Source organism: Geobacillus sp. WSUCF1 (assembly GCF_000422025.1).
GTDB classification, from domain to species: Bacteria; Bacillota; Bacilli; order Bacillales; family Anoxybacillaceae; genus Geobacillus; species Geobacillus zalihae.
On record NZ_ATCO01000094.1, the window covers coordinates 1 to 25,461 of the forward strand.

Genomic DNA, 25,461 nt, shown 5'->3' on the forward strand with positions numbered 1-25,461 from the left:
GTATCAGTTTGGCCGGCCGCTCCCGGCTGAACTGCGCACAGCCGATGGTGAGCGCAGCGTCTACATTCACGATCTAAGTCCGCACGGGATGAAAATCGAAACGGAAGGCCGCCTTCCCTTTTCAACAGGGGGAACGCTGGTTGACATCTCGTTTTGGCTAAACGCTGCCCCCTTTACGCTGCGGGGGCAGCTTGTCTGGGAAAAACCGTTTGTCCACGCCTACTATTATGGCGTCCGCCTCCATGTCACCAAACAAGAAGAAGCGCACTTGATCGAAGCCATCAAACGACATGCGGCCGAGAGCCGCCGAATATGACGCAAAAAGGGGCCCGCGTTTTGGCGGGGCCTTTTTTGATTTTTGACGGAGGTATGGCGCATCCAAAACGGGTGCCCTTGTCACATTGATGCCAAAATCGTCTTCACCAAAACTTCCACCATTTATTTGCCCGTGTTCGAGCAGCGCTGGTGCTGGCAGCGGTTTGCCGAAACGACAACACGAGCTCGCGAAACGCTTTTTCCCGTTCTAAAATGCGCAGTTCGAGCTGTTTTCGCTCCTCTTCCTGTCTTACTTTTTCCTCTTGACAGAACGCGACGACCGTTTCCAAATGTTCATGTAGCTGTTCCGTTTTTTGCTGCCATGCGTCCTCGTAATCGCGGAGTGAACGGCGCACCGTTTCGGCAGCTGCCGTCGTTTGCTCCTCGATGTAGTCAAGGCGGCCTTTCACCTCATCCATCGCTTGCCGGACCGCGGCTGTCGTTTCCTGTTTCAAGGCGTCGACGATATCGTCTTTTAAGCGGGCCGCCAACTGCTCGGCTATGTATGGCATCCCTTGATGCAGCAGGCGGGGCACATCGATGATTTCCCCTTCCATGACGGCTGTTTCCACTTGAGCGGCTGTCTCGTTGGCTCGCTCTGCCGGTTGTCCGTCCATTTGCCTGATCATTTCAGCCACTTCGCGCGGATGGCGGCCGTCCTCAAGCCAAGTGCGGATATGGCGAAACCGGTCGATCAGCTCGTCGGTGTACATGCGTGCCCCCTCGGTTGTGCGTGGGACGGCAATCGATCCGGCGAACTGCTTTTCCCATTGTTTCAAATCGCGGGCGGTGACCCCGATTTTTTTCGCTGCTTCGCGGAGTGTATAGGTTTTCATCGCATTCCCTCATCCTTTCTCGTCTTTTGGCATTGATTTGCGTTATGTTTTATTTTCCTACTTGGTCGTTGATTTTCCTGCCGCTTGACAAAACATAACAAAAGAAGTGGAAGTTAGCAAAAAAAAAACAACAACTATTGTCGAAAAATGAAGGCGGTCATCGAAAGATGTTGACAAACTTGTATATACAAGATAAAATGAGTTCAGGTTGTATATACAAGTTTGTTTGCAACCGGTTGCTGAAAGCGATTTAACGCTATAGCGGTCGTTAAGGAAAGAAAAGGGAGGCGTTCATCATGGGGGCATACCAACAAGCAGCCGCGCAAATCGTTGAAGCCATCGGCGGCAAAGAAAACATCGTCGCCGCCACGCATTGTGTGACCCGGCTTCGGTTTGCGCTCAAAGAGGAAGGAAAAGTCAATAAGGAAGCGCTTGAGCGCATCGATGTCGTCAAAGGGTCGTTTTCCGCAAACGGCCAGTTTCAAGTCGTCATCGGCCAAGGGCTTGTCGATAAAGTGTATGACGACCTCATCGAGCTGACGGGCATCGGCCGGGCGACAAAGCAGGAGATGAAAGACGCTGCGGAAGCGAAGCTCAATCCGCTGCAACGCGCGATTAAGACGCTGGCTGATATTTTCATTCCCATCTTGCCGGCGATCGTGACGGCCGGTTTGTTAATGGGGATTAACAACGTCTTGACAGGCCCAGGCATTTTTTACGAAGGGAAATCGTTTGTCGAGGTGCACAAAGAATGGGCCGATTTGGCGAACATGATCAACTTGATCGCCAATACGGCGTTCGTCTTCCTGCCCGGTTTGATCGGCTGGTCAGCAGTGACGAAATTCGGCGGCAGCCCGCTCTTAGGGATTGTCCTTGGTTTGATGCTCGTCCACCCAGATTTGCTCAACGCTTGGGGCTGGGGAGCGGCGAAAGAAAAAGGAGAGATTCCGGTTTGGAACTTGTTCGGCTTTGAAGTGCAAAAAGTCGGCTACCAAGGGCAAGTGCTGCCGGTGTTGGTGGCTTCCTACGTGCTGGCGAAGCTTGAGCTGTTTTTGCGCAAGCGCATTCCGGATGCGTTTCAGCTGTTGCTTGTCGCGCCGCTTGCGTTGCTCATTACGGGCTTTTTGGCGTTCATCGCTATTGGGCCGGTCACATTTGCGATCGGCAATGCCATTACCCACTTGTTTGTCACGATTTTTGACACGGTTCCGGCTCTTGGAGGATTGTTGTATGGAGCGCTGTATGCGCCGCTTGTCGTCACCGGGATGCACCATACGTTCTTGCCGGTTGACTTGCAGCTGATTGCCAATACCGGCGGCACATTCTTATGGCCGATTTTGGTCATGTCCAACATCGCCCAAGGTTCGGCAGCGTTGGCGATGATGTTTGTCGCGAAGGAGGAAAAGCTGCGCGGTTTGTCGTTTACGTCGGCTGTTTCCGCGTATTTAGGCATCACAGAACCGGCGATGTTCGGGGTCAACTTGCGCTTTCGTTTCCCGTTTATCGCAGCGATGACCGGAGCGGCGATCGCCGGCATGTTTATTACGCTCAATAAAGTCATCGCTCCGTCGATCGGTGTCGGCGGCCTGCCGGGTTTCTTGTCGATCGTACCGCAAAAGTGGACGCCGTTCTTTATCGGCATGGCGATCGCGATTGTGGTGCCGTTTGCGCTGACGTTTGTCTTTGGGAAAGTGCGTAAAACCGCCCGCTCATGATTGCCGTGTGTTGACGCAAGAGAACGATGTGCGAAATCATCCATTTACCACCATACCATTGGCCGCCGATGCCAATGGTATGTTTTTATCCTGACGAACGAGGTGAAGAGAGATGCGAGCAACCCCTTGGTGGAAAAAAGCGGTCGTTTATCAAATTTATCCGAAAAGCTTCTACGACACGAATGGAGACGGCATCGGCGATTTGCCGGGCGTGATCGAGAAGCTCGATTATCTACAAGAACTGGGCGTCGATGTCATTTGGCTGACGCCGATCTACGCGTCGCCGCAGCGCGACAACGGTTATGACATCAGCGATTATTTCCGCATCCATCACGAATACGGAACGATGGACGATTTTGACCGTCTGCTTCACGAAGTGCATGCGCGCGGCATGAAGCTGGTGATGGACATGGTCGTCAACCATACCTCAACCGACCATGAATGGTTCAAGCAGGCGCGCTCCTCGAAAACGAACCCATGCCGCTCGTTTTACATTTGGCGCGACCCGAAGCCGGACGGCGGAGCGCCGAACAACTGGCAATCGAAATTCGGCGGCTCGGCGTGGGAATACGACGAACAAACCGGCCAATATTACTTGCATTTGTTCGATGTGACACAAGCGGACTTGAACTGGGAAAACGAAGAGCTGCGCCGCCGCATTTATGACATGATGCATTTTTGGCTCCAAAAAGGAGTGGACGGCTTTCGGCTTGACGTCATCAACTTGTTGTCAAAAGATCAGCGCTTCCCGGATGACGACGGTTCAGTGCCGCCGGGGGACGGGCGCCGCTTTTATACGGACGGACCGCGCATTCATGAGTTTTTGCAGGAAATGAATCGAGAGGTGTTTTCAAAATACGACATCATGACAGTGGGGGAAATGTCGTCGACGACGATCGATCATTGCATCCGCTACACGAACCCGGAAAACCACGAGCTCAATATGACGTTTAACTTCCATCACTTGAAGGTCGATTACCCGAATGGGGAAAAATGGGCGGTCTCCCCGTTTGACTTTCTAGCTTTAAAACGCATTTTGTCCGAATGGCAAGTCCGGATGTATGAAGGTGGGGGCTGGAATGCGCTCTTTTGGTGCAACCACGATCAGCCGCGCATCGTGTCGCGCTATGGCGATGACGGGACGTATTGGAAAGAATCAGCCAAAATGTTGGCGACGACGATCCATTTAATGCAAGGGACACCATACATTTACCAAGGCGAAGAAATCGGCATGACCGACCCGAAATTCACCGATATTCGCGACTACCGCGACGTTGAGTCGCTCAACATGTACCGGATTTTGCGAGAACAAGGCAAAAGCGAGCAAGAAGTGATGGAAATTTTGCAGCGAAAATCGCGCGACAATTCCCGCACGCCGATGCAATGGGACGACAGCCCGCATGCCGGTTTCACGTCTGGGACGCCGTGGATTCGCGTCGCCGACAACTACCGGCGCATTAACGTGAAACAGGCGCTCGCCGACCGCGACTCGATTTTCTACCATTATAAGCGGCTGATTGAGCTGCGCAAACAGTATGATCTCATTACGACCGGGCGCTATGAGCTGTTGCTTGCGGACGATCCGCATATTTTCGCCTATATGCGTCATGGCGATGGAGAAAAGCTGCTTGTTGTCAACAATTTTTATCCAGTCGAAACGACGTTCACGCTGCCGAAAGAAGCGGGAGCCGATGGCTATACGGGAGAACTGCTGCTTGCCAATTATTCGGACGCGCCGGCCGATTTTCGCCGCATGCAACTGCGCCCATACGAATCGGTTGTTTATCTTTTGCGCCGGCCGTGATACAATACAAGCGGTGATTCTTATGCATGAAAACAAATATTTAACCATTTACCATGACCTCATTTCCCGCATCCGCCGCGGAGAATGGAAGGCGTACGACAAGCTGCCATCGGAACACGAGCTGGCCGCCCGATATGAGACATCGCGCGAGACGATTCGCAAAGCGCTCCATTTGTTGTCCGAGCACGGCTATATTCAAAAAATGAAAGGAAAAGGATCTATCGTCCTTGACGTCGGCAAATATGACTTTCCCGTATCCGGATTGGTCAGCTTTAAAGAACTGGCGCAGACGATGAAGCAGCCGGTGCGGACGATCGTGCATGAACTGGCGATCATCAAGCCGGATCGCGAGCTCAGGCAGCATCTGCGCGCCTCAAGCAAAGACGAAGTGTGGAAAGTCGTGCGCGTCCGGGAAATCGGCGGAGAGCGGATTATTTTGGATAAAGACTTTTTTCTGAAAAAGCATGTGCCGCTATTGACCAAAGAGATTTGCGAAGACTCGATTTATGAATATTTGGAAACGAAGCTGTATTTGCCGATCAGCTTTGCGAAAAAAGAAATATCGGTCGACGAAGCGACGGACGAAGACCGGCGCTATTTGGATTTGCATGGCGATGACCGCGTCGTTGTCGTCAAAAACTATGTGTATTTAAGCAATGCTGCATTGTTTCAATATACGGAATCGCGTCACCGGCTCGACAAGTTCCGATTTGTCGATTTTGCGCGCCGGAAATGACAACGCCTTCTGTGCCCCAGGTTGTTTGGGAGTCAGCCCGGGGCGGATGGAAGTGTGGGCCACGCTGCAAACTGCAGCGCGGCTTTTTTTGTTTGCGCGGGCAACATAAATTTTATAAATAAAACTATGTTCTAAATCATCAATGAAAATCATAAAAAAACTGCATTATGGCTATCCTTCTTGGTAACAACATCATCGCAAAGGAGGCGCCGACGTGGAAGGAACATGGTGGTCGCTGTTGCCTTTTCTGCTCATCATTCCGTTGGCGGTATGGCTGAAAGAAATTTTGCCCGGCCTCGTGGCCGGATTGCTCGTCGGAGCGTTTTGCCTTGAGTGGTCGGCTGTCGGCGCGATTGAGCGCGCTGTTTCCGCTGTTCTTCACGCCCTGACCGATCCGGAGCATATGAAGGTGGCCGCGTTTTTGTATTTGTTCGGTTCGCTTGTCGGCATGATGCAAATTACCGGCGGGATCAAAGGGTTTGTCGAGAGACTCTCCGGCCGCATCCGCTCGAAGCGGGGGATTTTGTTGTTCGTTTGGCTGACGGTGCCGGTGACGTTTTTTATGCCGATGTTTCGCATTATGCTCCTTGGACCAGTGATGAAAGCGGTCCTTCGCCAGTTTCGCATCGACCGCCGCCGCATGGCGTACATGATCGACGTCTCGACCGAGCCGATCATCGTGCTTTTGCCAGCGGCGACAGCGTTCGTCGGCTTTATGACTTCTGTTGTCGCCGCGGCGCTTGAGCAAAACGACATTCACGAATCGCCGTATGACGTGTTTTTGCGCAGCCTGCCGTACAACTTGTTTGCGATTGTCGCTCTGGCCGTCGGGGTGTTGACGACGATGTTGAACATCCGGATCGGCAAACCGCGGGCGAAAAAAGGAGAAGGGGAAACGAATACACTGCACGGGCTCGGATTGCGCAAGGAGCTGGCGCTGATCAACGGGGAGCCGTTGCACTTGTTTGTCCCGCTGGCGCTGTTAATCGCGCTGACGTTTGCCTTTTTCGTGTACGACGGGAGGAAACGCGGGGCAGAGAATTGGTGGGAGGCGTTTTCCGCGGCCGATGCGACATGGGCGATGCTGTTGGCGTTGTTTGTGACCATCCTTTTGTCGATGGCGTTTTATTTATGGCGCCGACAATCACTTTCAGAGCTGACGTACCATTTTTTTGCTGGGGGTAACGAAATGATGGCGCCGATCGGCATGCTCGTTCTCGTATGGGCGGTCTCGGCGGTGGCAGGGGAACTCGGATTTGCGGAGTACGTGTCGTCGACGTTCGGCACATGGCTGCCGGGGGCATTCGTGCCAGCGGCCGTGTTTTTGGTCGGATCGTTTTTATCATACTTTATCGGTTCTTCATGGGGAACGTGGGGCATTTTGATGCCGCTTGGCGTCACGCTTTCCCATGCGACCGGGGCGCCGCTCGAGGTGACAGTCGGCGCTGTGTTTGCGAGCGGGACGTTTGGCGCCTTTGCTTCGCCGCTTGGCGATACGACGATTACAACCGCAGCCATTATGGATATGGACTTGATGAGCTATGCGAAATATAAACTGCGCATCTCTCTCCTTTGCGCCGGCGTGTCGCTCTTTGGATACGTTCTTTTGCCGCTTTGGGCCGGTTGACCGCAGACGCCCCGTCTGCCCTCGCCGGGCTTTTTTTATCTACCCTGAAAATGTCAAAACTATATAGGTTCCAATAAAGAATTTCCAATTTGTTCGTTACCATTTGCACTTCGATACATGCGGATGCAATCTAATGTGTTAGGCAATCGGCGAAGTGTAAACCAAAAATTCAACTTAATTGAAGGAGATTTTCATCCTTTCGCGGCGACGTACTGGATTCGTCACAACATTTTATATCACAAACAATGTTCTAAATAATCAATAATCCAAAACAAAACAATTGCACATCTAAATCAACCGGAGTATGATAAAAACAACATACTGACTAGTTGGTAGCTACAAATCGAACTCAGTCACGCCCCATGCTCACCCAAACGAATATTGTGGGCGAAAGGGGCAAAAAAAAGGCAAGAAAGGAAGAGGGAGAAATGAAGACGCACATCATTACCGTCAACCCACGCTTTTGTGAAACTGATGCGCTCGGACATTTAAGCAACATTAGCTATTTTATTTATTTAGAAGAAGCGCGCACCCGCCTGTTTGATGAATTGCGTTACGTCGGGCGAACGGAGGACTGGCATTTTATTTTAGCTTCCACCAAGTGCGATTTTATCAACCAAGGATTCTTCGGACGACGATTGCGCGTGGAAACCAATGTCTCCCGGATCGGCAATAAAAGCTTTCAATGCATTCATCGCATCATGGAAGAGGAAACAGGAAGACTGATCGCCATCGGAGAGGCAGCGGTCGTCCATTTCAATTTCCAAACCCAAACGAGCGAACCGTTGCCTGATGACTTGCGGACCATGCTTGCCGAATACCTTGTGCCGTCCGTGGGGGAAACGATTTCACCGTTATCGTGCAAAAAAAGGGAGTGAATACCATCCGCCTGTACGGCGGATTTTTCATTTTCAACTTTCCCACGTTTTTTGGACCGAACCACCGAAGGCGACATACTTTGTAAATAGACGAAATGGCGGAAAGGGGGAATCAACATGGCCATTCACGCTGTGATCGGCAATGCGGTGTATACATGCCGCGGAGAGCTTGAGACGTATTTTCAGCCGTTTCGCGATGGAACGATCGGCCGCTTTCATCCGTTTTCTACGCCGTTTGGCAAACAGCGGCTTATTTACGCCGACTGGACGGCAAGCGGGCGGCTGTACCGGCCGATTGAAGAGAAGCTGACGCATGAGCTCGGTCCATTTGTCGGCAACACGCATACGGAATCGAATGTGACCGGAACGAAAACGACGCTTGCCTATCGCTATGCAAAAGAAATCATCAAACAGCACGTTCATGCCGGGAAAAACGATGTCTTGATTATGCAAGGCGCCGGGACCACAAGCGCCGTCAACAAGCTGCAGCGTCTGCTTGGCTTGCGCGTACCGGAACGGTGGAAGCGCCGCTTGTCCCTTCATGATGAGGAGCGGCCAGTCGTTTTTGTCACCCATATGGAGCACCATTCAAATTTATTGCCATGGGTGGAAACCATCGCGGAAGTCGTGGCGGTCCGTCCGACAGAAAACGGGGATGTCGATCTTGACCATTTGCGCGAGCTGCTGGAGCGCTACCGAGATCGACCGCAAAAAATCGGTGCCTTTACTGCTTGCTCGAACGTCACGGGGTTGGAAACCCCATATCATAAGCTGGCGAAAATCATGCACGAGCATGGCGGCCTTTGCTTTGTTGATTTTGCTGCTTCCGCTCCGTACGTCCGCATCGATATGCATCCGGACGACCCAATGGAGCAGCTTGATGCCATTTATTTCTCCCCCCATAAGTTTCTCGGGGGGCCGGGAAGCGCCGGCGTGCTCATCTTTGACAGCCGGCTTTATCATCAGCACGCTCCGGATCACCCCGGCGGCGGGACGGTGTACTGGACTGACCCGTGGGGGAACTATGAATACATCCAAGCCATTGAGGAACGCGAAGATGGCGGAACACCGCCGTTTTGGCAAACCATCAAGGCAGCGTTGGCCATCCAGCTGAAAGAGCAAATGAACGTAAAACAGATGCGCGCCCGCGAAAAGGAACTTGTTTCCCTTCTTTTGCCGGCGCTAAAAAGCACTCCCGGCGTTCGCGTGCTTGAAGGACATCGGGACGACCGTCTTGGCATCATCTCATTTGTCATAGATGGATTGCATTACAACCTTGTTGTCAAACTGCTGAATGATCGCTTCGGCATTCAAGCGCGCGGCGGCTGTTCCTGCGCCGGACCATACGGCCACTATTTGCTTGGCATCGACAAGGAACAATCCGCTATGTTGCTTCAAGAAGTCAAAAACGGCAATCCTCTCGCCAAACCAGGATGGGTGCGTCTGTCGCTCCATCCTACGATGACGAACGAAGAAGTGTATGCGGTCATCCGCGCCGTCCGTCAAATCGCCCGCTATGGCCGCCGCTGGCAGGAGGAATACGAGTACGATGCTGGGAAAAATGAGTTCGTCCACCGTGACGATGATCGGTACATTCGGCATTTCTTTCTCTTTTAAGCTTCCGAGAGCAAGGACGGTCATTTTCCCGTGCGTTTTTGTTTTCAGTCCTAGCCAGAACTCGGTACAATAAAGGCATCTTGACCAAAAGAAGGGGAGAACCGATGAACGAATTGTACCATTTGCTTGTGCGAACCGATCGGGAGCAACAATTGTACAACCAAGCGCGTCGCCTTGCGGAACGGTTTGCGGAAAGGGCGGCGCATGATGACGAACAGGCAACGTTTCCATTTGCCGATTTTGCCGATTTAAAAGAGGCTGGATTCCTTTCCTTGACCGTCCCGACTGAATACGGCGGCCAAGGGGCGTCGCTTTATGAGCTCGTGCTCGTGCAAGAGACGATTGCCCAAGGTTCTGGGGCAACGGCATTGTCGTTTGGTTGGCACGCCAGCATTCTCATGCGGCTGTTTTTGCTTCGCCGCTGGCCGGAGCCCGTTCTCACCCGTTTGGCGAATGAAGTCGTTTGCCGCCACGTGCTCATCAACAGCGCCCACTCTGAACGGACAACTGGCAGCCCGGCGCGCGGCGGTAAACCGGAAACGACGGCCGTCTTTCGCCATGGCCGCTTTGTGCTTCGGGGGCGAAAGACATTTGCATCGTTAGCCCCTGCGCTCGATTACGTCTTAATTTCCGCCACGATGGAAGACGGTCGGGTCGGTGAATTTCTCGTGCCGATGTCTGCTTCAGGCATTCGCATCGAACCGACGTGGAACACGCTTGGCATGCGGGCGACGCGCAGCGATGATCTTGTTCTTGAAGAAGTCGAAGTCGACCAAGAGGCGCTCGTAGAGACGCTTGGAGAAGCGAACGAAGCTGCTCCGGCGCAAGGATGGCTGTTGCACGTGCCGGCTTGTTACTTAGGCATCGCCATTGCGGCGCGCAATGAGGCGCTTCGCTTTGCCAAGACGTACCAGCCTAATACCCTGCCTCACCCAATCGCCTCGACGCCCGAAGTACAGCGGAAAATCGCTGAAATGGAATGGCGCCTCACCCATGCGCGCCATTTCCTGTACGCGGTCGCCGATTTATGGGATCGCTATCCGGAAAAACGGATGGAAATGAAAGAGGAGTTGGCAACAGCCAAATTGGTCGCCACCAATACCGCGCTTGAAGTCGTCGATTGGGCGATGCGCATTGTCGGCGGACAAAGCTTGTTTGCTGACAATCCGCTTCAGCGGCATTACCGTGACGTCCGCGCTGGGCTCTACAACCCGCCGGCGGATGACTTGACGCTTCAATGGCTTGCTAAGCGGGCATTGTCTCACAACCCACCTGCTCCATAAAACAGAACGGATTCAAGCAACACGAAAAAGCTGTCCCTGCTTTGTGGGGGACAGCTTTTTTGATGCCAAGCGGTTATTCCACCTCAAGCGCCGAACGCAAAAATGCCGGCAACGCGAAACATTGGCGAAAGATCCCATCGTTCACATATTTCGTGTCATTTGGAATGGTAGTCTGCACCGGAAAATCGAGCGGCCGTTTCGAGCCGATCGTAAAGCTCCACAACCCTCCTGGATACGTCGGCACCACGGCGGTGTACACAAGCACATGCGGGAACAGTTCGCGAATATTGCGGTACGTCCGCTTCAAAATATCCAGATGGAAAATCGGCGACTGGCTTTGGCAGACCATCAGCCCATCCGCTTTCAACGCGCGATGGACGTTGGCGTAAAACTCCGGTGAAAACAAGGCTTCCGCCGGGCCGACTGGGTCGGACGAGTCGATCATAATGACGTCGTAGACGCTTTCCTTCCCTTGCACAAACTTGACGCCATCATCATAAACAAACCGCACGCGCGGATCCGATAAGTTGCCGGAGACGGCTGGCAAATGCTCTTTGCACGCCCGGACGACTTTTTCGTCGATTTCCACCATGTCGATGGCTTCAAGATGAGCGTATTTCGCCGTCTCACGAGCTGCGCCGCAGTCGCCGCCGCCGATGATGAGCACCCGCTTCGCTTCCGGATGAAACTGCAGCGGCACGTGCGAAATCATTTCGTTATAAATATGGCCGTCAATCGAGGTCGTTTGCACGACGCCATCGAGTACGAGCATGCGGCCAAAATCGTACGAATCCAAAATCATCACATGCTGGTACTCGGACGGCTCGGCAAAAATCACCTCTTTGATTCGATAGCTGATTTTTAAGTTGTCGCGATCATCTTCGGTGAGCCAAAGCTCTCCATTGTCCATATGCAAGTAAGGTGGCAAAGCGTTTCCTTCGTGTTTCATTGTGACCTCCTTTAGTCATGCAGATGTTTTCACACCTTTCTAATCTTAATATATTCTTCGTCTTGTGGCAAACAAAGGGGATGTGATCGGCCGGTGCCGGACGTATTCATCCCGCCGCCCATGTTTGACGACTGGTTTCGTTTTTCCAACTGATGATCGTTCTTGCCGCCACATCCCGCGCAAAGGCCGAGCGCCAAGGTGCCAATCGCCGCAAAGGCCGCCATCGGTTTCGCATCATCCCGCGTCTTCCTTCCGTAGAGCGATGCTTAGTGATCGTGTGCCTGCCAAACGCCAAAAAACTCTCCAGCTTATAGCCAGAAAGTTTCCTCAACCGCGCCGCTCTTTCAATAAAGAACGAAGCGACGCTCGGTCTTCAAGCAAGTCGGCGAGCGTATACGCATCCAGCACACGCAAAAACGCCTCTAACGCCTCGTGAAGTGCGAAGCGAAGCCGACATACCGGCGTTAAGACGCACTCATTGCCGTGGGCGGCAAAACACTCGACAAGCGACAAGTTTTCCTCCGTTTCGCGAACAACCGCGCCGATGACAATCTCCGCGGGGCGTTTCGCAAGGCGGATTCCACCGTTGCGCCCACGGATCGTTTCAATGTAGCCGAGTTTGCCAAGCTCATAGACGATTTTGCTTAAATGATGCTCTGAAATGGAAAAGGCAGCGGCAATGTCTTTGATGTTTGTTTTTTCTTCTTCATCAAGCGCGCCTAAAAACAAGAGGACGCGCAAGGCGTATTCCGTATAGTTCGTCAACTGCATCGTGATTCACAACCTTTAAGCGACATTCTTGATCCCATTGTACCACACCTGATTCGAACGGAGAATTGTGAACAATTTATTAAAGATGTATTTGAAATATTGCTTTTTCGCAGTGCTCATGGTTGAATAAAAGATGTATTAAAAATACATGTTTTACAAGGGGATGAAATCATGACAACGACAACGAAATTGCATCCAAAAACGATTGAAATTGTGAAATCAACGGTGCCTGTCTTGGAAACACATGGCGAACAAATTACGAAGCGGTTTTATGAACTCATGTTTTCCAATCATCCGGAACTGCTCCATATTTTCAACCACGCCAACCAAAAGCAAGGGCGGCAGCAACGCGCCTTGGCCGCAGCCGTGTATGCGGCAGCGCGCTATATCGACCAGCTTGATGCGATTTTGCCGGTTGTGCGGCAAATCGGCCATAAACACCGCAGCTTAGGAATCAAACCAGAACAATACCCGATCGTCGGAAAGCATTTGTTGCTGGCGATCAAAGACGTGCTCGGCGACGCCGCCACCGACGAAGTGATCACGGCTTGGGCGGAAGCATATGAAGCCATTGCGTCCGTTTTCATTCAAGTGGAAAAAGAGCTCTACGATGAGGCAGCGGCCAAACACGGAGGCTGGCGTGACTTTCGCCGATTTGTCGTCGTGAAAAAGGTGAAAGAAAGCGGCGTCATTACTTCGTTTTATTTGGAGCCGGAAGACGGCAAGGCCATCAGTGATTATTTGCCGGGTCAATACGTGAGCGTCAAACTGTCGATTCCGGGCGAGACGTATACGCATATTCGCCAATACAGCTTATCGGATGCACCTGGAAAAGGGTATTACCGCATCAGCGTCAAACGGGAAGCAGCTACAGCGGACAAGCCGGCCGGCATTGTTTCCAACTATTTGCATGATCATGTCCAAGAGGGCGACGTGCTCGAGCTTAGCGCTCCAGCCGGCGATTTTACGCTTGATTTGTCCAAAACGACGCCGGTTGTGTTCATCAGTGGCGGCGTCGGCATCACTCCGCTTTTGAGCATGGCGCATACGTTGGCCATCCGCCAACCGACCCGCCCAGCGGCGTTTTTGCATGCTGCTTTGAATGGCCGCGTGCACGCGTTTGACGAGGAGCTTCGGATGTTGGCGGAACGCCCGTCATTTTCTTATCATATTTGTTATGAGTCGCCATCCGACGAGGACCGCCGCCATCCACATTTTGGAAAAGAAGGGCGGATTGACCTTGCATGGATGCAATCCGTGATCCCGACGAAAGACGCAGACTTTTATTTCTGCGGCCCGGTGCCGTTTATGAAAACCGTCTATCGCGCTCTAAAACAATGGGGTGTGCCAGAGGAGCACATCCATTACGAATTTTTCGGCCCGGCCGGCGATTTGACGAAAGACTGAGAGAGGTTTTTCGCTTGCCAGGGGGCTGACCCCAAAGGGTCATTTTCCTTAACAAAACACAACATATTGTTTCTTAATGATTGTTTTATACCTATATACGGTAATAAGAAAGGGTGTCCCGATCCTTTTGGGACACCCTCCTTTTGTTATCTTCCCTGTTGGCAAGTTCATGAATTTTTTGTATGATGAATGGCAAGGAAAAGCAAGAAAAGGGAGAGACAACGCATGACGACATTTCGCCAACATCGCTGGCAATCATTTTTGCAAGGTTACGAGCAACGCGCTCGAATCCTTATTTCCTGCCCAGATCGCCCGGGCATCGTCGCGGCGGTGACGTCGTTTCTGTACGAACAAGGGGCGAATATCGTTGAATCGAGCCAATACTCGACTGACCCTGAGGGAGGGACGTTTTTTCTCCGCTTGGAGTTCGACTGTCCGAACATCGCCGAGCGAAAAGAAGAGATCGAAGCGGCGTTCGCCCCGATCGCTGCTGAATTTCAGATGCGTTGGCAGCTTCGGCTGCACAACGATATTCGGCGAATCGCGATTTTTGTCTCCAAAGCCGAGCATTGTCTGCTTGAACTTCTTTGGCAATGGCAGGCGGGAGAGCTGATCGCCGACATCGCCCTTGTCATCAGCAACCACCCCGACTTGCGCGAGACGGTCGAGTCGTTTGGCATCCCGTATGTGCATATTCCGGTGACGAAGGAAACGAAAGCGGACGCCGAAGCCGAACAAATCCGTCTGCTTCGTGACTATCAGATCGACACCATCGTGCTTGCCCGCTACATGCAAATTTTGTCGCCGGCGTTTGTCGCTGAATTCCCGGGACGGATCATCAACATCCACCACTCATTTTTGCCCGCCTTTATCGGCGCGCGTCCGTATGAGCGGGCGTATGAGCGCGGCGTCAAATTGATCGGCGCCACATCGCACTACGTCACCGACGATTTGGATGAAGGGCCGATCATTGAGCAGGACGTCGCCCGCGTGGATCACCGCCACCATCCGGACGACTTAAAGCGGATCGGCCGACTGATTGAAAAAACGGTGCTCGCCCGGGCGCTTCGGTGGCATTTGGAAGACCGGGTCATCATCCACGGAAACAAAACGATCGTGTTTTATTGAAACCAAGCGGGAGAGGATTTTTCCTTTCCCGCATGGTATAATGAAGACAAGCAGGATTTCGCCGCCCAAAGAGCGAAATTTCATCCGTAGGGAAGGAGGGAAAAAGCCTGCCTATGGGAGAAAAACGGACGCCCAGCGGTTTTCTGTTAAAACAACGTGCGTTTTTAAAATTGTATTTGATTACGCTCACCGAACAGGAGCGGCTCTACGGGCTGAAGCTGCTTGATGTATTGCGCCAAGAGTTCAAGCCGTTCGGCTACCGGCCGAACCACTCCGAAGTGTATAAGGCGCTGCACGATTTGATCGAAGACGGCATTTTAAAACAAGTGAAACAGAAAAAAGAGGGAATGAAGTACCAAGAAGTCGTCTACTATCGGTTCGCCGAGGGCGGACAGGAAAAGGCGAAGCTGTACAAACGCCAGCTCAAGGCGGAGCTTGATCGGTGCGCGGCGCTCATTCGCAAGGCGATTGAGGACAACTTCGGTTGAGAGCGCCTCGTTTTTTCTTTGTTATATTTACATAATATATTTATGGTCTAGTTCTTTTGTTTTGCGTCCCGCCGGGCGATCTAGTAGAATGAGAGGGGAAGATCGCCACAGAGAGGAAGTCAGAAGATGGGAACATGGCCGTTGACGGTCACGAAAGAAATGGAAAAGCGAAAAGAACTGTTCCGCCGCGATCCGGATCGCGCGTTGATTGGAGCGGGCGGGTACAAGGCGGCAGATGAGGCGATCGTGCACGATGCCGCCATTGCGCTCGCGCTTGGGAAAAACGTGCTCTTAAAAGGCCCGACCGGATCGGGAAAAACGCGGCTTGCTGAAACGTTGTCCGCTTTGTTTGGTCAACCGATGCACAGCATCAACTGTTCCGTGGACTTAGACGCCGAAGCATTGCTCGGTTTTAAGACGATCGTGCACAAAAACAGCCAGGCGGTGATCGAGTACGTGCCCGGACCCGTCATCCAGGCGATGACAAAAGGGCATTTGCTATACATTGACGAAATTAATATGGCGAAACCGGAAACGCTGCCGATTTTAAACAGCGTCCTTGACTACCGGCGGCGGCTCACCAATCCGCTGACTGGCGATGTCGTACAGGCGAAACCGACATTTGGCGTCATCGCCGCGATCAATGAAGGCTATATTGGCACCGTACCGCTCAATGAGGCGCTCAAAAACCGGTTTGTCGTCATCAATGTGCCGTATGTGCAAGGAGAAACATTAAAATCGGTATTGTTGGCGCAAACTACATTAACGGATGAAACGTTGATCGATCGTTTCGTCGCCCTGTCGGCGGATCTGCTTGCGCAGGTGCGAAACGGACAAATCGCCGAGGAAGCGGCTTCGGTGCGCGCTTTGTTGGATGCGTGCGATTTGGCGGCATACATGCCGCCATTGCGGGCCATTGAGCGAAGCATCGTCGATAAGCTTGACGATGAACGGGAACGGGCGGCGGTGCGCAACATCGCCGAAACGTGGTTTGACGAATAGGAGGCTCGGCATGGAGCGGTTTATGATGTTCAATGACCGAACGGTCGACTCGAGTTTGGTCATGCAGCTTTCTGACCTCGCCCAAACGCTCATGCGCCGCCGCGACGTTGCCATCCAGTTCGCCGCCCATTCCGGCGTGCATTGTGTCAAGCCGGTCGTTTACGTCAGCCATTTTTGGGATGGGTATCCACCATTGGAGCGAGAAACGGCAATGAAAAGCGACGTCGGCTTGCGCATCATCGGCACGTATCGGCACACCGACCGATTGGCGGTTCGCGCCTTCCGACATGCGGTGGAATCCCGACCGCTCTCCAAGCTTTCCAAACAGCTGTTTACATTCGCTGAAGATCTTCGCTTGGAAGCCGTCTGCGAGCGGGAACGTCCCGGGATGAAGCGATGGTTCCGCACGCGCCGCCGCATGTACCGCCGCTACTTCACTCAGCAATGGCAAGCAAACAGGACGCGCGGCGCTTGGGCTGATCAGTTTTTGGCGGGGATGTATTTGCGGCTCACGGCCGATTCGCCGCTTGATGATGCGCCGCTGGCTCCGATGGCGGATGAAGCGGTGCAGGCGCGCCTTGAAACGTTATGGCCGCAATTTTTTGATGCTTCCTCGACAGCCGAGGTGGCGGACTGGGCGTTCGCCGTTGTGGAACTGATGGAGACGTGCTGCCTCATGATATGGTCAATGCCTATACATCGCTGCCAATCGTTGAGGATGGTGCGGACGAGAAAACGATGACGCTTCAAGATCTCAAACGGACCAACCCATTGGAAAACCGCGATGCCCTTCAAGAGGCGGATGGAGAGGCCAAGCGGCAAGTGCTGCCAACATGGCATCGGGAAACGAGCCGGGCGGGTGGAAGCTTTCTCCGCTTTGAGCTCGAACGAGGCAGCCGCACCGAGATCATCAGCGATGAGGCGAGGCCGGGTGAAGACGGCGATCAGGCTCTGGCCGTCGTGAAAGGAACGTCTCGGCCGACGGCGCGAAACGAGTATGGCCTGGAAGCGCAAGCATCCTTCAGCGAACAGCCGCCGATTGGAAACCGTGCGCCGTATGGCGAGGCCAACCGCCAAGCCGATCTTGTGCTTCTTCCTTCGTCGTCCAACCTCGCGCATCTTGAGCAATACCGCGCCAAACAGGCGGCGGTGGCGCCGTACCGAAAACGGCTTGTGCGCATCATGGAACAATGGCTTGAACACAAGCGCTCCGCTTGGCGCACGAACTTGCCCGTCGGTCGGCTGCGCAAACAATTGGTGTCGTTTTTCACGGATGAGCGGCCGCGCTTGTTTTACAAAAAAGGCGAGCCGACGCGGCGGTTTGATGCGGTCTTCGGCCTGCTTGTCGATTGCTCAGCTTCCATGCATGACAAAATGGAAGAGACGAAAACCGGGCTCGTTCTTTGCCATGAGGTGCTGAAAACGTTGCGCGTGCCGCACCAAATTGTCGGATTTTGGGAAGATGCGAACGAAGCAACCGCTTCGCGTCAGCCGAACTATTTGCAGATGGCGGTCTCATTCCATCGCTCGCTTGAGCCGTCGAGCGGCCCGGCGATCCTGCAGCTCGAGCCGCATGAAGATAATCGCGATGGATTGGCGATTCGCTGGATGACCGAACAGCTCCTCAAGCGCCCGGAAGCACAAAAAGTGCTGCTCGTCTTCTCTGACGGCGAACCCGCCGCGTACGGATATGAACAAAACGGCATCATCGATACGCACGAAGCAGTCGCCGAAGCGCGCCGCCGCGGCATTGAGGTCGTCAATCTCTTTTTAGGCCACGGGGCCGACGATGAGTCAACGCGGCGGACGATTGAAAACATCTATGGTCGCTTCCGCGTCTTTGTTCCGCATGTGAGCGAGTTGCCGGATCGGCTGTTGCCGCTCTTGAAAACGTGGTTGCAAAAAAGTTTGTGACAAAAAGGTGGGACCCCATGATCAAATTATTCACTGACAGCGATCTAGACGGCATCGGCTGCGGATTGCTCGCGAAGCTGGCGTTTGCCGAGGTGAACATTTCGTTTTGTTCCTATCGCAATTTGGATGAACGGGTCGTCCAATTCTTGCAAAGCGACGAGGCCAACGGCGCCATGTTGTTTATCACCGACTTGGCCGTCGGCAAGGAAGTGGAACAGCAACTCGCTGAACGGGCGGCGCGCGGCGGCCATGTGCAAGTGATCGACCACCACGTGACGGCGCTTCATTTCAATGACTACCCGTGGGGACAGGTGGTGCCGGTGAGGGATGATGGCAAAAAGACGTGCGCCACCTCGCTCTTTTACGACTATCTCGTCCGCGAGGGAAAACTCGCACCTAATGAAACGCTAGATGGGTTCGTCGAGCTCGTCCGCCAATACGACACGTGGGAATGGGAAGAGAATGGGAATTTGCAAGCGAAGCGGCTGAATGATTTGTTGACGATTTTCGGGCTTGACGGCTTTTGGGAGACGATGAGCGAGCGGCTCGCCTCCAGAGAACCGTTCTCCTTGACCGAGACGGAAGAGCTGCTTCTCGATATGGAAGAGAAGAAAATTCAGCGTTACATTCGGCAAAAGCAAAAACAGCTTGTTCAGCGCTGGCTTGGTGACTATTGCATCGGCGTCGTCTTTGCCGAGCGCCATTTGTCGGAATTGGGCAATGCGTTATCCAAGCGTTATCCTCATCTTGACTTGATCGCTTTAGTCAACATGGGGACGAAACATATTGGCTTTCGCACCATTCATGATGACGTCAACGTCGCTGAGTTTGCCCAGCAATTCGGTGGCGGCGGCCATCCCAAGGCGTCCGGCTGTTTGATCGATGATACAACATTTCCGCTGTTTGTCGTCGAGACGTTCCCGCTTCTGCCGGTATACGGTGATGCGGAACAAAACCAATTGAACAAAAAAGACGAGGCCGAAGGAGTGTTTTGGACAAATCACCATGGCCAATGGTGGCTGAGTCGCAAAACCGCTCAAGGTTGGAGCGTGTATGCCGATGGGGGAGAGACCCATACGTTCCCAGAGGAAATCGCCGGCGAACGCTGGCTGAAGCGGCAGTTTGCCGCTGGCCTTGCCCATGATGCAGCTGTGCTCGACTTTTTAAGCGTTCGGCTCGGACGAGACAAAGATGCCATTCAAGCCGACTATAAAGCGGCCGTCAAACAATACAAGCAACAAACCGGCATTGAATCATGATGCCGCCGCTGTGGACGGCACGGTCGTTCGGTATGGGTGGAGTGAACTCGGTGGCTGGCGGCTGACCATTCGGACAAAGATGCGCAAAAAGAAAAAAGGTGTTCCGATCTCTTTTAGGAAGGATTGGGACACCTTTATTTGTTGCGGAAACGCCGAAGAGAAAATGTTAACATAATTGTAACAGTTTTTGTGTTTAGGAAAAACAGTCTTTGATTATAATAATAATAGGGAGGTGAAGACGGTGAAACAGTATGTCTTTTCCTTCTACACAGTCCAAGGGAAAACGATTGTGTGGGAAGAGGCCATTCCGGCATCTGGGATGATGGAAGCCTTTTCAAAAGCCCAACGGCTTCTGGTGAAGCATAAGCAAGAAAAAGGCGTACCAGTTCGCGTTCGGTATAAAGGCGTCCGCTATCGTCAAACGGATATTGCCTAAACGAAAGGAGAAAGGATGAGATCATGCGGTCCCTGCAGCTGCCGACGCGCAGTGGGTAACGTGCAGCTTCTTGAATGAGAATCAAGAGGCTGCGCGTTTTTATTTTATTTTAGGTGGGCGTGTCGATGGGCGTTTTTTTTGTTTTGTCTCACTATTATGAGATTACTTGTTATCGAAACAGACTCTTTCATAACTTCTTATAATTTATATTATGTAAACTTATCAATTTCCCCGAAATTTGAGGGTTTCTTCCCTCAAGTACCCATAAAATCAATTATCCGGAACTTGTTAACCTAAGTTCCTCATAATTTTTTGTGTCTACGAATTATCATTTTTTAAACGAGTTATCATTATTTTTTTATCGATTATCATCGGTCGTTGATTATCAACTGGAGGTGTTTTTTATGTTGTTTCGACAAGCCATTGATGAATTTGTGTTGTACTTGCAAATTGAAAAAAACTATTCACTTAACACCGTTGATGGTTATGCTTATGATTTGAGATGTTTCGAGAACTTCTTAATTCAACACGGTTATTCTGTACAACTTCATGACATTACAAAAACGCATGTTCGTCGCTTCATCCAGCATCAGATTACAAAAGAAAACGTCAAACCTAGAACGGTCTATCGGAGAATTTCTTGCTTGAAATCGTTCAGTAAATACTGTGTCAAAGAAAATCTAATCGACAGCGATTTTATGATCGGAATTGATACTCCTAAAACGGATAGCAAATTACCGACTTATATGTCTTTGTCTGAACTACGAAAGCTGTTCCATTTTTTGGAGCAAGACAATAGCCGAATGGCGATGCGAAACCATCTTCTATTTAAACTGTTAGCCACTACGGGTATGCGAAGATCTGAAATTGTTGAACTAACTTGGGAACAAATTGATTTATCGAACAACACGATACGCATATATGGGAAAGGAAAAAAAGAGCGCTTACTCCCCCTTCATCCCATGGTTGTCCCTTTAATTAAGAGCTATATGGGAAGTTTAGAAGAATATCAGCTCCATCCTTCCCAACCGGTATTTTTAAATAAAAACGGTAAAAAACTGAATCCGCGTGGTTTACATAAGATATTTAAAGAAATCTTACAAAAAGCTGGTCTGCCACCTCAACGGTTCTCACTCCATCATTTGCGGCATACGTTTGCTACCTTGTTGATACAAGAAAATAAAGAAAATGTTGATTTGCGTACCGTACAAGAACTACTCGGCCATGAAAGTTTAGTCACGACGCAAGTATACACTCATGTTGACTTTGAGCAAAAGAAAAAAGCGATTGAAACATTTAACATATTTTAAAACCTGCTTAGTACGGAAATAACTACCCTAGCCGGGTAGTTATTTCATGTGAATATGAGTTGGCGGATACAAAGGCACTGGATGCGTGAGATCGTATGACATTGAGTGCATTCCATGAGTTTGCTGATAAGGCATTGGAGCATGTGGAAAATACCCTTGCTGCGCCATAGCAATCTGATTATAAAGTTCTGGTGCTTTAAATGTAAAATAATCAGAATGATTATTCCCTGATTCTTTAAGTATTTTTTGATGTAATGCCGCAAATGCATACTTTACGAGATGTTCTTTAAACAGATTGATGTAATTTTTGTTTTTCAATTGATTCGAATAAACTTTAGGAATTTCATCAAAAATTTCTTCTAAATCTAGCGTGATATTATAATTAGATTCAAGTTCCATAGCAGTTTCAAAAAGAGTTTCGATTATTACTTGGGCCGCTCGAATTTCTTTAATATACTTTGCATCACTTAAAATATAATGCTGCAGAGCGCCAAGCTCATATTTAGAGTGTCCAAGCAAAAAGCGTATAGCATCATCTGAGACCCCCATTTCATGAAACAAGGTAGAAAGAGTGTATCGTAGTCCGTGCGGTGTGAAATACTTCTCTGTTTTACGGATTATTTTGTTTCTTCTTCCCTTCTCTTTTGCATTGTTATGATTTTCATTATTCTCTGGTTGTTCATATTCTACTTTCACCCATCCCAAATGTTCACATACTTTATCGATTATATAATTCATTTGCTTGTTAATGAGCGGTTTCCCTCTCAAACCGTATAACAATGCATCATTTGGTTCCATGTGTTCTGTATATTGGGTGAGTAATTTCATGAGCTTAGGTGGTAATGGAATAAAGAAATCTTTGTTTTTGCTGTTTGGTGAATTATCAGTGTGTTTATCCCCTTCCTCTAGATATTGGTCAAGAAGTTTGTCTTCTTTTACTCGATCTTTTTTTGGATCAAACTCATAAACTAGCCCGTTCATAGTAGTAGAAACTGAACGAACTGTTAGTTTTTCGAGCGATGTGACTCTGAGAGCAGTAAACATATCTATTAGGGTTGGAACTAATACATTAACACCACTTTCTTGCAACTCAAACGCAGCTTTATAAACTTGGTATAATTCGGTGATATTTAATGCTCTCGAATGATGTTTTTGTTTATTAGAATCTGTGATTTTTAATGCTGCGAATGGATTTCCGTTAATAACTCCGAGTCGGTTATAATGCGTAAACATAGATTGCATCGTTGCCTGATGTTGTTTTATCGTTTTCGGACTATAGCCTTGTTTTCGTTGATCATTTTCCCATATCTTCACGAATTCATAATCGATATTCTCAAGCACTGGATTTAATCCTTGGTTTAACATATATTCTGACATGTAAATTACATTTTTTCGATAGGTACGTCTAGTATTTTTTGACCAAAACTGGCTTTTTTCGTATTCATTAAAAGCCTCAATTAAAGTAGATTTAGCTGAAATATTTGTTTTGCCCATGCTCTGTTACCTCCGTATAAAAATAATTTAGCTTAAAATACAAAAAACCCCAAGCCAAACACCGCTACTTCTTATGCGTGTATATACGCATAGGTAGCGCTGTAAAGCTTGGGGTTTTCCCTTGTCGTATATTAAGTTATTCATTTGTTTTGTATTTTATCAGATTATGATGAAAAGTCAACAACTATTTTGCAAAATTTTATAGATTTGTTTCTTTTTCAGCTAAATATTTTTATAAATCATCTGTAACGGATAGCGTATTTAACGCTCGTTTAGTTAAAGCTGGACGGTGTTTTAAATAGCTGTTTAAAAGGTGTGATTGTGTTCCACAATTGCGCCTTATTTTATTATTGAACAATACTATTTCTGTGGCCGTAATGACCCTTCTTCTATATTCTATAAAGACAAACGTTAAAGTTCTTGGTTAATTAACTCGCTCAGTAATTTAGTTTCATCTTCTGTAAGACTAACTGAGGGGTCAATTAAAGAATAATCTCGAAGTCTTTGTTGCCTTTTAATCGGATGTTCTGCGACTGTTTTGCAATCTCTTCTCATTTTATCTACCCAGTACATTACGTATTGTTGTATTTGTTTTGGTAAAGCCTTAAAATCTGCTCCTTTTTCAATCCAGTGATTAACATTCCAAGAAAGAGGAGGTGTTGGTTTCCATCCCCAACTATAGACGTATTCAATTGCTTTTGCTGCAACAACAATGTAAGTACTTTTACTAACACCTTGCATCCCAACAAAGAAATGGTCACCACCGTACTTACTTTTTGGGCTTCTTACATTAGCAGTTGCCATAAGTGCAGCCAAAATCTTAAGTTTATTCAATGGATTCTTTAATTTTAAGTTAAAGATTGCTGCATTCAAAGAATCGGTATCTTCATCGGTCTTCACTTTCTTAGCTAGTTCAGTAAAAGCTTCGACAATTCGCTTTTCATAATCTAAAGGAATATCTGATAAATCGCAAATTTCCCGAAATAATTTAATGCCTATAGAAAAAGGTTTCTTTTTTATAGTTTGTTCTAAAAGATCTATTTCTTGCTTACTTACCACTTTTACAGGTGTTGAAGATATTGGTGTAAAAAACTCTTCCATTCCATCTTCAAATTTTTTGCTCCTTGTTTCTTCTAACATACATTTTAAAAAGGTTTCGAAGGCTTCTATATGATTTTTAGCTTCAGGGCATTCCTTCATGGGATCTATCAATGTAATTCCGTATTGATCACACAATGATTGGAGTTCATTACTATATCTATATGCAATCATATAGGATGTTGGTAATTCTCCATAAAATGCTTTCTGTAGTTCAGCAAACATTTGTTGAATATTGATATCACGAAAACTATAGCCTACAAATAACAAATTTTTTGCTAATAGATCCGCTCGTAAACGGATGTTAAATGCATTTTCCGGATCACTCATTCTTTTTTGATAATCCTCTTGTGTGAATACGATAGATTCAGGATAGTTAAGATCCCCATGAAACTTAATATAAAGCTGTTCTGACAATTTCGCTTCAGCAAAATCCTTTAAATGAATGATAGTCCTGTATTTCCTTCCATACTTCTCAAACGCTTTTTCCATCACATTATCTTGGTTTGTAGTGTAAATAACGGGAACACCCATATTCATTATTGTTAAATGGACATATCCTTTTTCATCATCAAATTCCGAAATTTCTAATTTACTCTTCAAAAACTCACAAAATTTATCCCTTCCGAACGTATCCACATATTTTTGAGCAATTTCAAAATGATTCGTAATAGACGTTAGTCCTAACTGCTCGGCCATCTCGCTGACTAGAGAATCCCAATCTGGTAGCATAGAAGCAGAACAGCCAGCACCCATAAATGGGACCAATTTTTGCTTAGCAGCTAATTCGCCTAAAGTATCAATAATTTGACTCATTTTCTTTCCCCTTCTTCTTGCAACTCTAAAATATTGACTAGTTGTTGAAAACAATTCAAGACTTCTCTAATTTATAAGCTTATTAAACTCATCAGTAAAATTTTTTCAATTCCTTTTTTATTAAAATACATTTTTCCTTTAATCTACTATCTTTTTCAAATTCACCAATATAACTATTTACTATCGTTTCTGCAAAGTCTACAAAATCATATGGCTTGTCGGGTTCATGTTTTGTAATCGAAGATAACTGTTTAATTATTAATTCCCATAATTTTTCATCGTATATAACTCGCGTAAGTCTGCAACACTCTTCATATAGATTGGTGCTTACAAATTCTGAGATAGGTATTGAGTAAAACTCTAATACTTCCTTTTTTTCTTCTCTTCGTTTTAATATATCAAAAATTTCTTTTCCAAGATTTCTTCCTTGGTTTCCACTAAATAGCGAAAATAAAACTGTTGAATAATCCTCGTATGATAATTCAAGTTTCTTAATCTCTTGACGCAAAGATAAAATAACTCCAAGCTGATTATAACTCACATTTCGCACCCTCCCAACGAAAATCGGGAGGATTTTT

Annotated in this window: 21 protein-coding genes and 2 pseudogenes; 16 read left to right on the forward strand and 7 right to left on the reverse strand. The window is 49.0% G+C overall.

Annotated elements, in window-relative coordinates:
• A partial coding sequence (locus I656_RS0115795; RefSeq protein WP_033005836.1) for a PilZ domain-containing protein occupies positions 1-316 on the forward strand: 316 nt, incomplete at its 5' end.
• Between the two features lie 103 nt (positions 317-419).
• Here I656_RS0115795 and I656_RS06710 read toward each other — a convergent pair.
• Complete coding sequence (locus tag I656_RS06710) at positions 420-1,151, reverse strand: MerR family transcriptional regulator (protein WP_020755381.1); 732 nt, start codon at positions 1,149-1,151, stop codon at positions 420-422.
• A 296-nt stretch (positions 1,152-1,447) separates the two neighbouring features.
• On the opposite strand from I656_RS06710, the gene treP reads away from it, so the two are divergent.
• The 7 genes from treP (at position 1,448) to I656_RS06675 (ending at position 10,811) form a co-directional block, all read left to right on the forward strand.
• Positions 1,448-2,866 (forward strand): PTS system trehalose-specific EIIBC component, encoded by a 1,419-nt coding sequence (gene treP / locus I656_RS06705; protein ID WP_020755383.1) that lies wholly within the window; start codon positions 1,448-1,450, stop codon positions 2,864-2,866.
• 112 nt (positions 2,867-2,978) lie between these two features.
• A complete protein-coding gene (gene treC / locus I656_RS06700) occupies positions 2,979-4,670 on the forward strand; it encodes an alpha,alpha-phosphotrehalase (protein ID WP_020755384.1) in 1,692 nt (563 codons plus the stop codon).
• 22 nt (positions 4,671-4,692) lie between these two features.
• A complete protein-coding gene (gene treR / locus I656_RS06695; RefSeq protein WP_033005839.1) occupies positions 4,693-5,406 on the forward strand; it encodes a trehalose operon repressor in 714 nt (237 codons plus the stop codon).
• Positions 5,407-5,620: 214 nt separating this feature from the next.
• Positions 5,621-7,033: a Na+/H+ antiporter NhaC family protein gene (locus I656_RS06690; protein WP_020755386.1), complete on the forward strand. Its 1,413-nt coding sequence runs from the start codon at positions 5,621-5,623 to the stop codon at positions 7,031-7,033.
• A 428-nt stretch (positions 7,034-7,461) separates the two neighbouring features.
• Positions 7,462-7,911: a thioesterase family protein gene (locus tag I656_RS06685; RefSeq protein ID WP_015374873.1), complete on the forward strand. Its 450-nt coding sequence runs from the start codon at positions 7,462-7,464 to the stop codon at positions 7,909-7,911.
• Positions 7,912-8,028: 117 nt separating this feature from the next.
• Complete coding sequence (locus I656_RS06680) at positions 8,029-9,528, forward strand: aminotransferase class V-fold PLP-dependent enzyme (RefSeq protein WP_020755388.1); 1,500 nt, start codon at positions 8,029-8,031, stop codon at positions 9,526-9,528.
• Between the two features lie 104 nt (positions 9,529-9,632).
• On the forward strand, positions 9,633-10,811 hold the full coding sequence (locus I656_RS06675; protein ID WP_015374871.1) for an acyl-CoA dehydrogenase family protein: 1,179 nt from the start codon (positions 9,633-9,635) through the stop codon (positions 10,809-10,811).
• 73 nt (positions 10,812-10,884) lie between these two features.
• Here I656_RS06675 and speE read toward each other — a convergent pair whose 3' ends face one another.
• From speE to nsrR, 3 genes are all read right to left on the reverse strand, one after another.
• On the reverse strand, positions 10,885-11,760 hold the full coding sequence (gene speE, locus I656_RS06670; protein WP_015374870.1) for a polyamine aminopropyltransferase: 876 nt from the start codon (positions 11,758-11,760) through the stop codon (positions 10,885-10,887).
• A 29-nt stretch (positions 11,761-11,789) separates the two neighbouring features.
• On the reverse strand, positions 11,790-11,984 hold the full coding sequence (locus I656_RS06665; protein ID WP_020755390.1) for a hypothetical protein: 195 nt from the start codon (positions 11,982-11,984) through the stop codon (positions 11,790-11,792).
• A gap of 103 nt (positions 11,985-12,087) precedes the next feature.
• Entirely contained in the window at positions 12,088-12,531 is a 444-nt protein-coding gene (nsrR, locus tag I656_RS06660; RefSeq protein WP_011231230.1) for a nitric oxide-sensing transcriptional repressor NsrR, read from the reverse strand.
• 171 nt (positions 12,532-12,702) lie between these two features.
• Between nsrR and hmpA the strand changes: the two genes are divergently transcribed.
• From hmpA to I656_RS06630, 8 genes and pseudogenes are all read left to right on the forward strand, one after another.
• Positions 12,703-13,938, forward strand: coding sequence for an NO-inducible flavohemoprotein (gene hmpA / locus I656_RS06655; protein ID WP_020755391.1), 1,236 nt, complete (start codon positions 12,703-12,705; stop codon positions 13,936-13,938).
• A gap of 225 nt (positions 13,939-14,163) precedes the next feature.
• Positions 14,164-15,066, forward strand: a complete 903-nt coding sequence (gene purU, locus I656_RS06650) for a formyltetrahydrofolate deformylase (RefSeq protein ID WP_013523764.1) — start codon at positions 14,164-14,166, stop codon at positions 15,064-15,066.
• A 113-nt stretch (positions 15,067-15,179) separates the two neighbouring features.
• Positions 15,180-15,554 (forward strand): helix-turn-helix transcriptional regulator, encoded by a 375-nt coding sequence (locus I656_RS06645; RefSeq protein ID WP_011231227.1) that lies wholly within the window; start codon positions 15,180-15,182, stop codon positions 15,552-15,554.
• A 126-nt stretch (positions 15,555-15,680) separates the two neighbouring features.
• Positions 15,681-16,556: an AAA family ATPase gene (locus I656_RS06640; RefSeq protein WP_015374868.1), complete on the forward strand. Its 876-nt coding sequence runs from the start codon at positions 15,681-15,683 to the stop codon at positions 16,554-16,556.
• 10 nt (positions 16,557-16,566) lie between these two features.
• A pseudogene (locus tag I656_RS19905) lies at positions 16,567-18,470 on the forward strand (hypothetical protein).
• Positions 18,471-18,487: 17 nt separating this feature from the next.
• Positions 18,488-19,729 (forward strand): DHH family phosphoesterase, encoded by a 1,242-nt coding sequence (locus tag I656_RS06635; RefSeq protein ID WP_013523761.1) that lies wholly within the window; start codon positions 18,488-18,490, stop codon positions 19,727-19,729.
• 241 nt (positions 19,730-19,970) lie between these two features.
• A complete protein-coding gene (locus tag I656_RS0115805) occupies positions 19,971-20,165 on the forward strand; it encodes a hypothetical protein (RefSeq protein ID WP_011231223.1) in 195 nt (64 codons plus the stop codon).
• A 404-nt stretch (positions 20,166-20,569) separates the two neighbouring features.
• The gene (locus tag I656_RS06630; RefSeq protein ID WP_033005840.1) at positions 20,570-21,475 is read left to right on the forward strand and encodes a tyrosine-type recombinase/integrase; all 906 of its coding nucleotides are present in this window, start codon (positions 20,570-20,572) and stop codon (positions 21,473-21,475) included.
• A gap of 39 nt (positions 21,476-21,514) precedes the next feature.
• Here I656_RS06630 and I656_RS06625 read toward each other — a convergent pair whose 3' ends face one another.
• From I656_RS06625 to I656_RS0115810, 3 genes and pseudogenes are all read right to left on the reverse strand, one after another.
• Positions 21,515-22,969, reverse strand: a complete 1,455-nt coding sequence (locus I656_RS06625; RefSeq protein WP_020755399.1) for a tyrosine-type recombinase/integrase — start codon at positions 22,967-22,969, stop codon at positions 21,515-21,517.
• Between the two features lie 411 nt (positions 22,970-23,380).
• Positions 23,381-24,883: an SIR2 family protein gene (locus I656_RS06620; protein WP_033005841.1), complete on the reverse strand. Its 1,503-nt coding sequence runs from the start codon at positions 24,881-24,883 to the stop codon at positions 23,381-23,383.
• A gap of 91 nt (positions 24,884-24,974) precedes the next feature.
• Positions 24,975-25,461: pseudogene (locus tag I656_RS0115810) on the reverse strand (hypothetical protein); the annotation flags it as partial.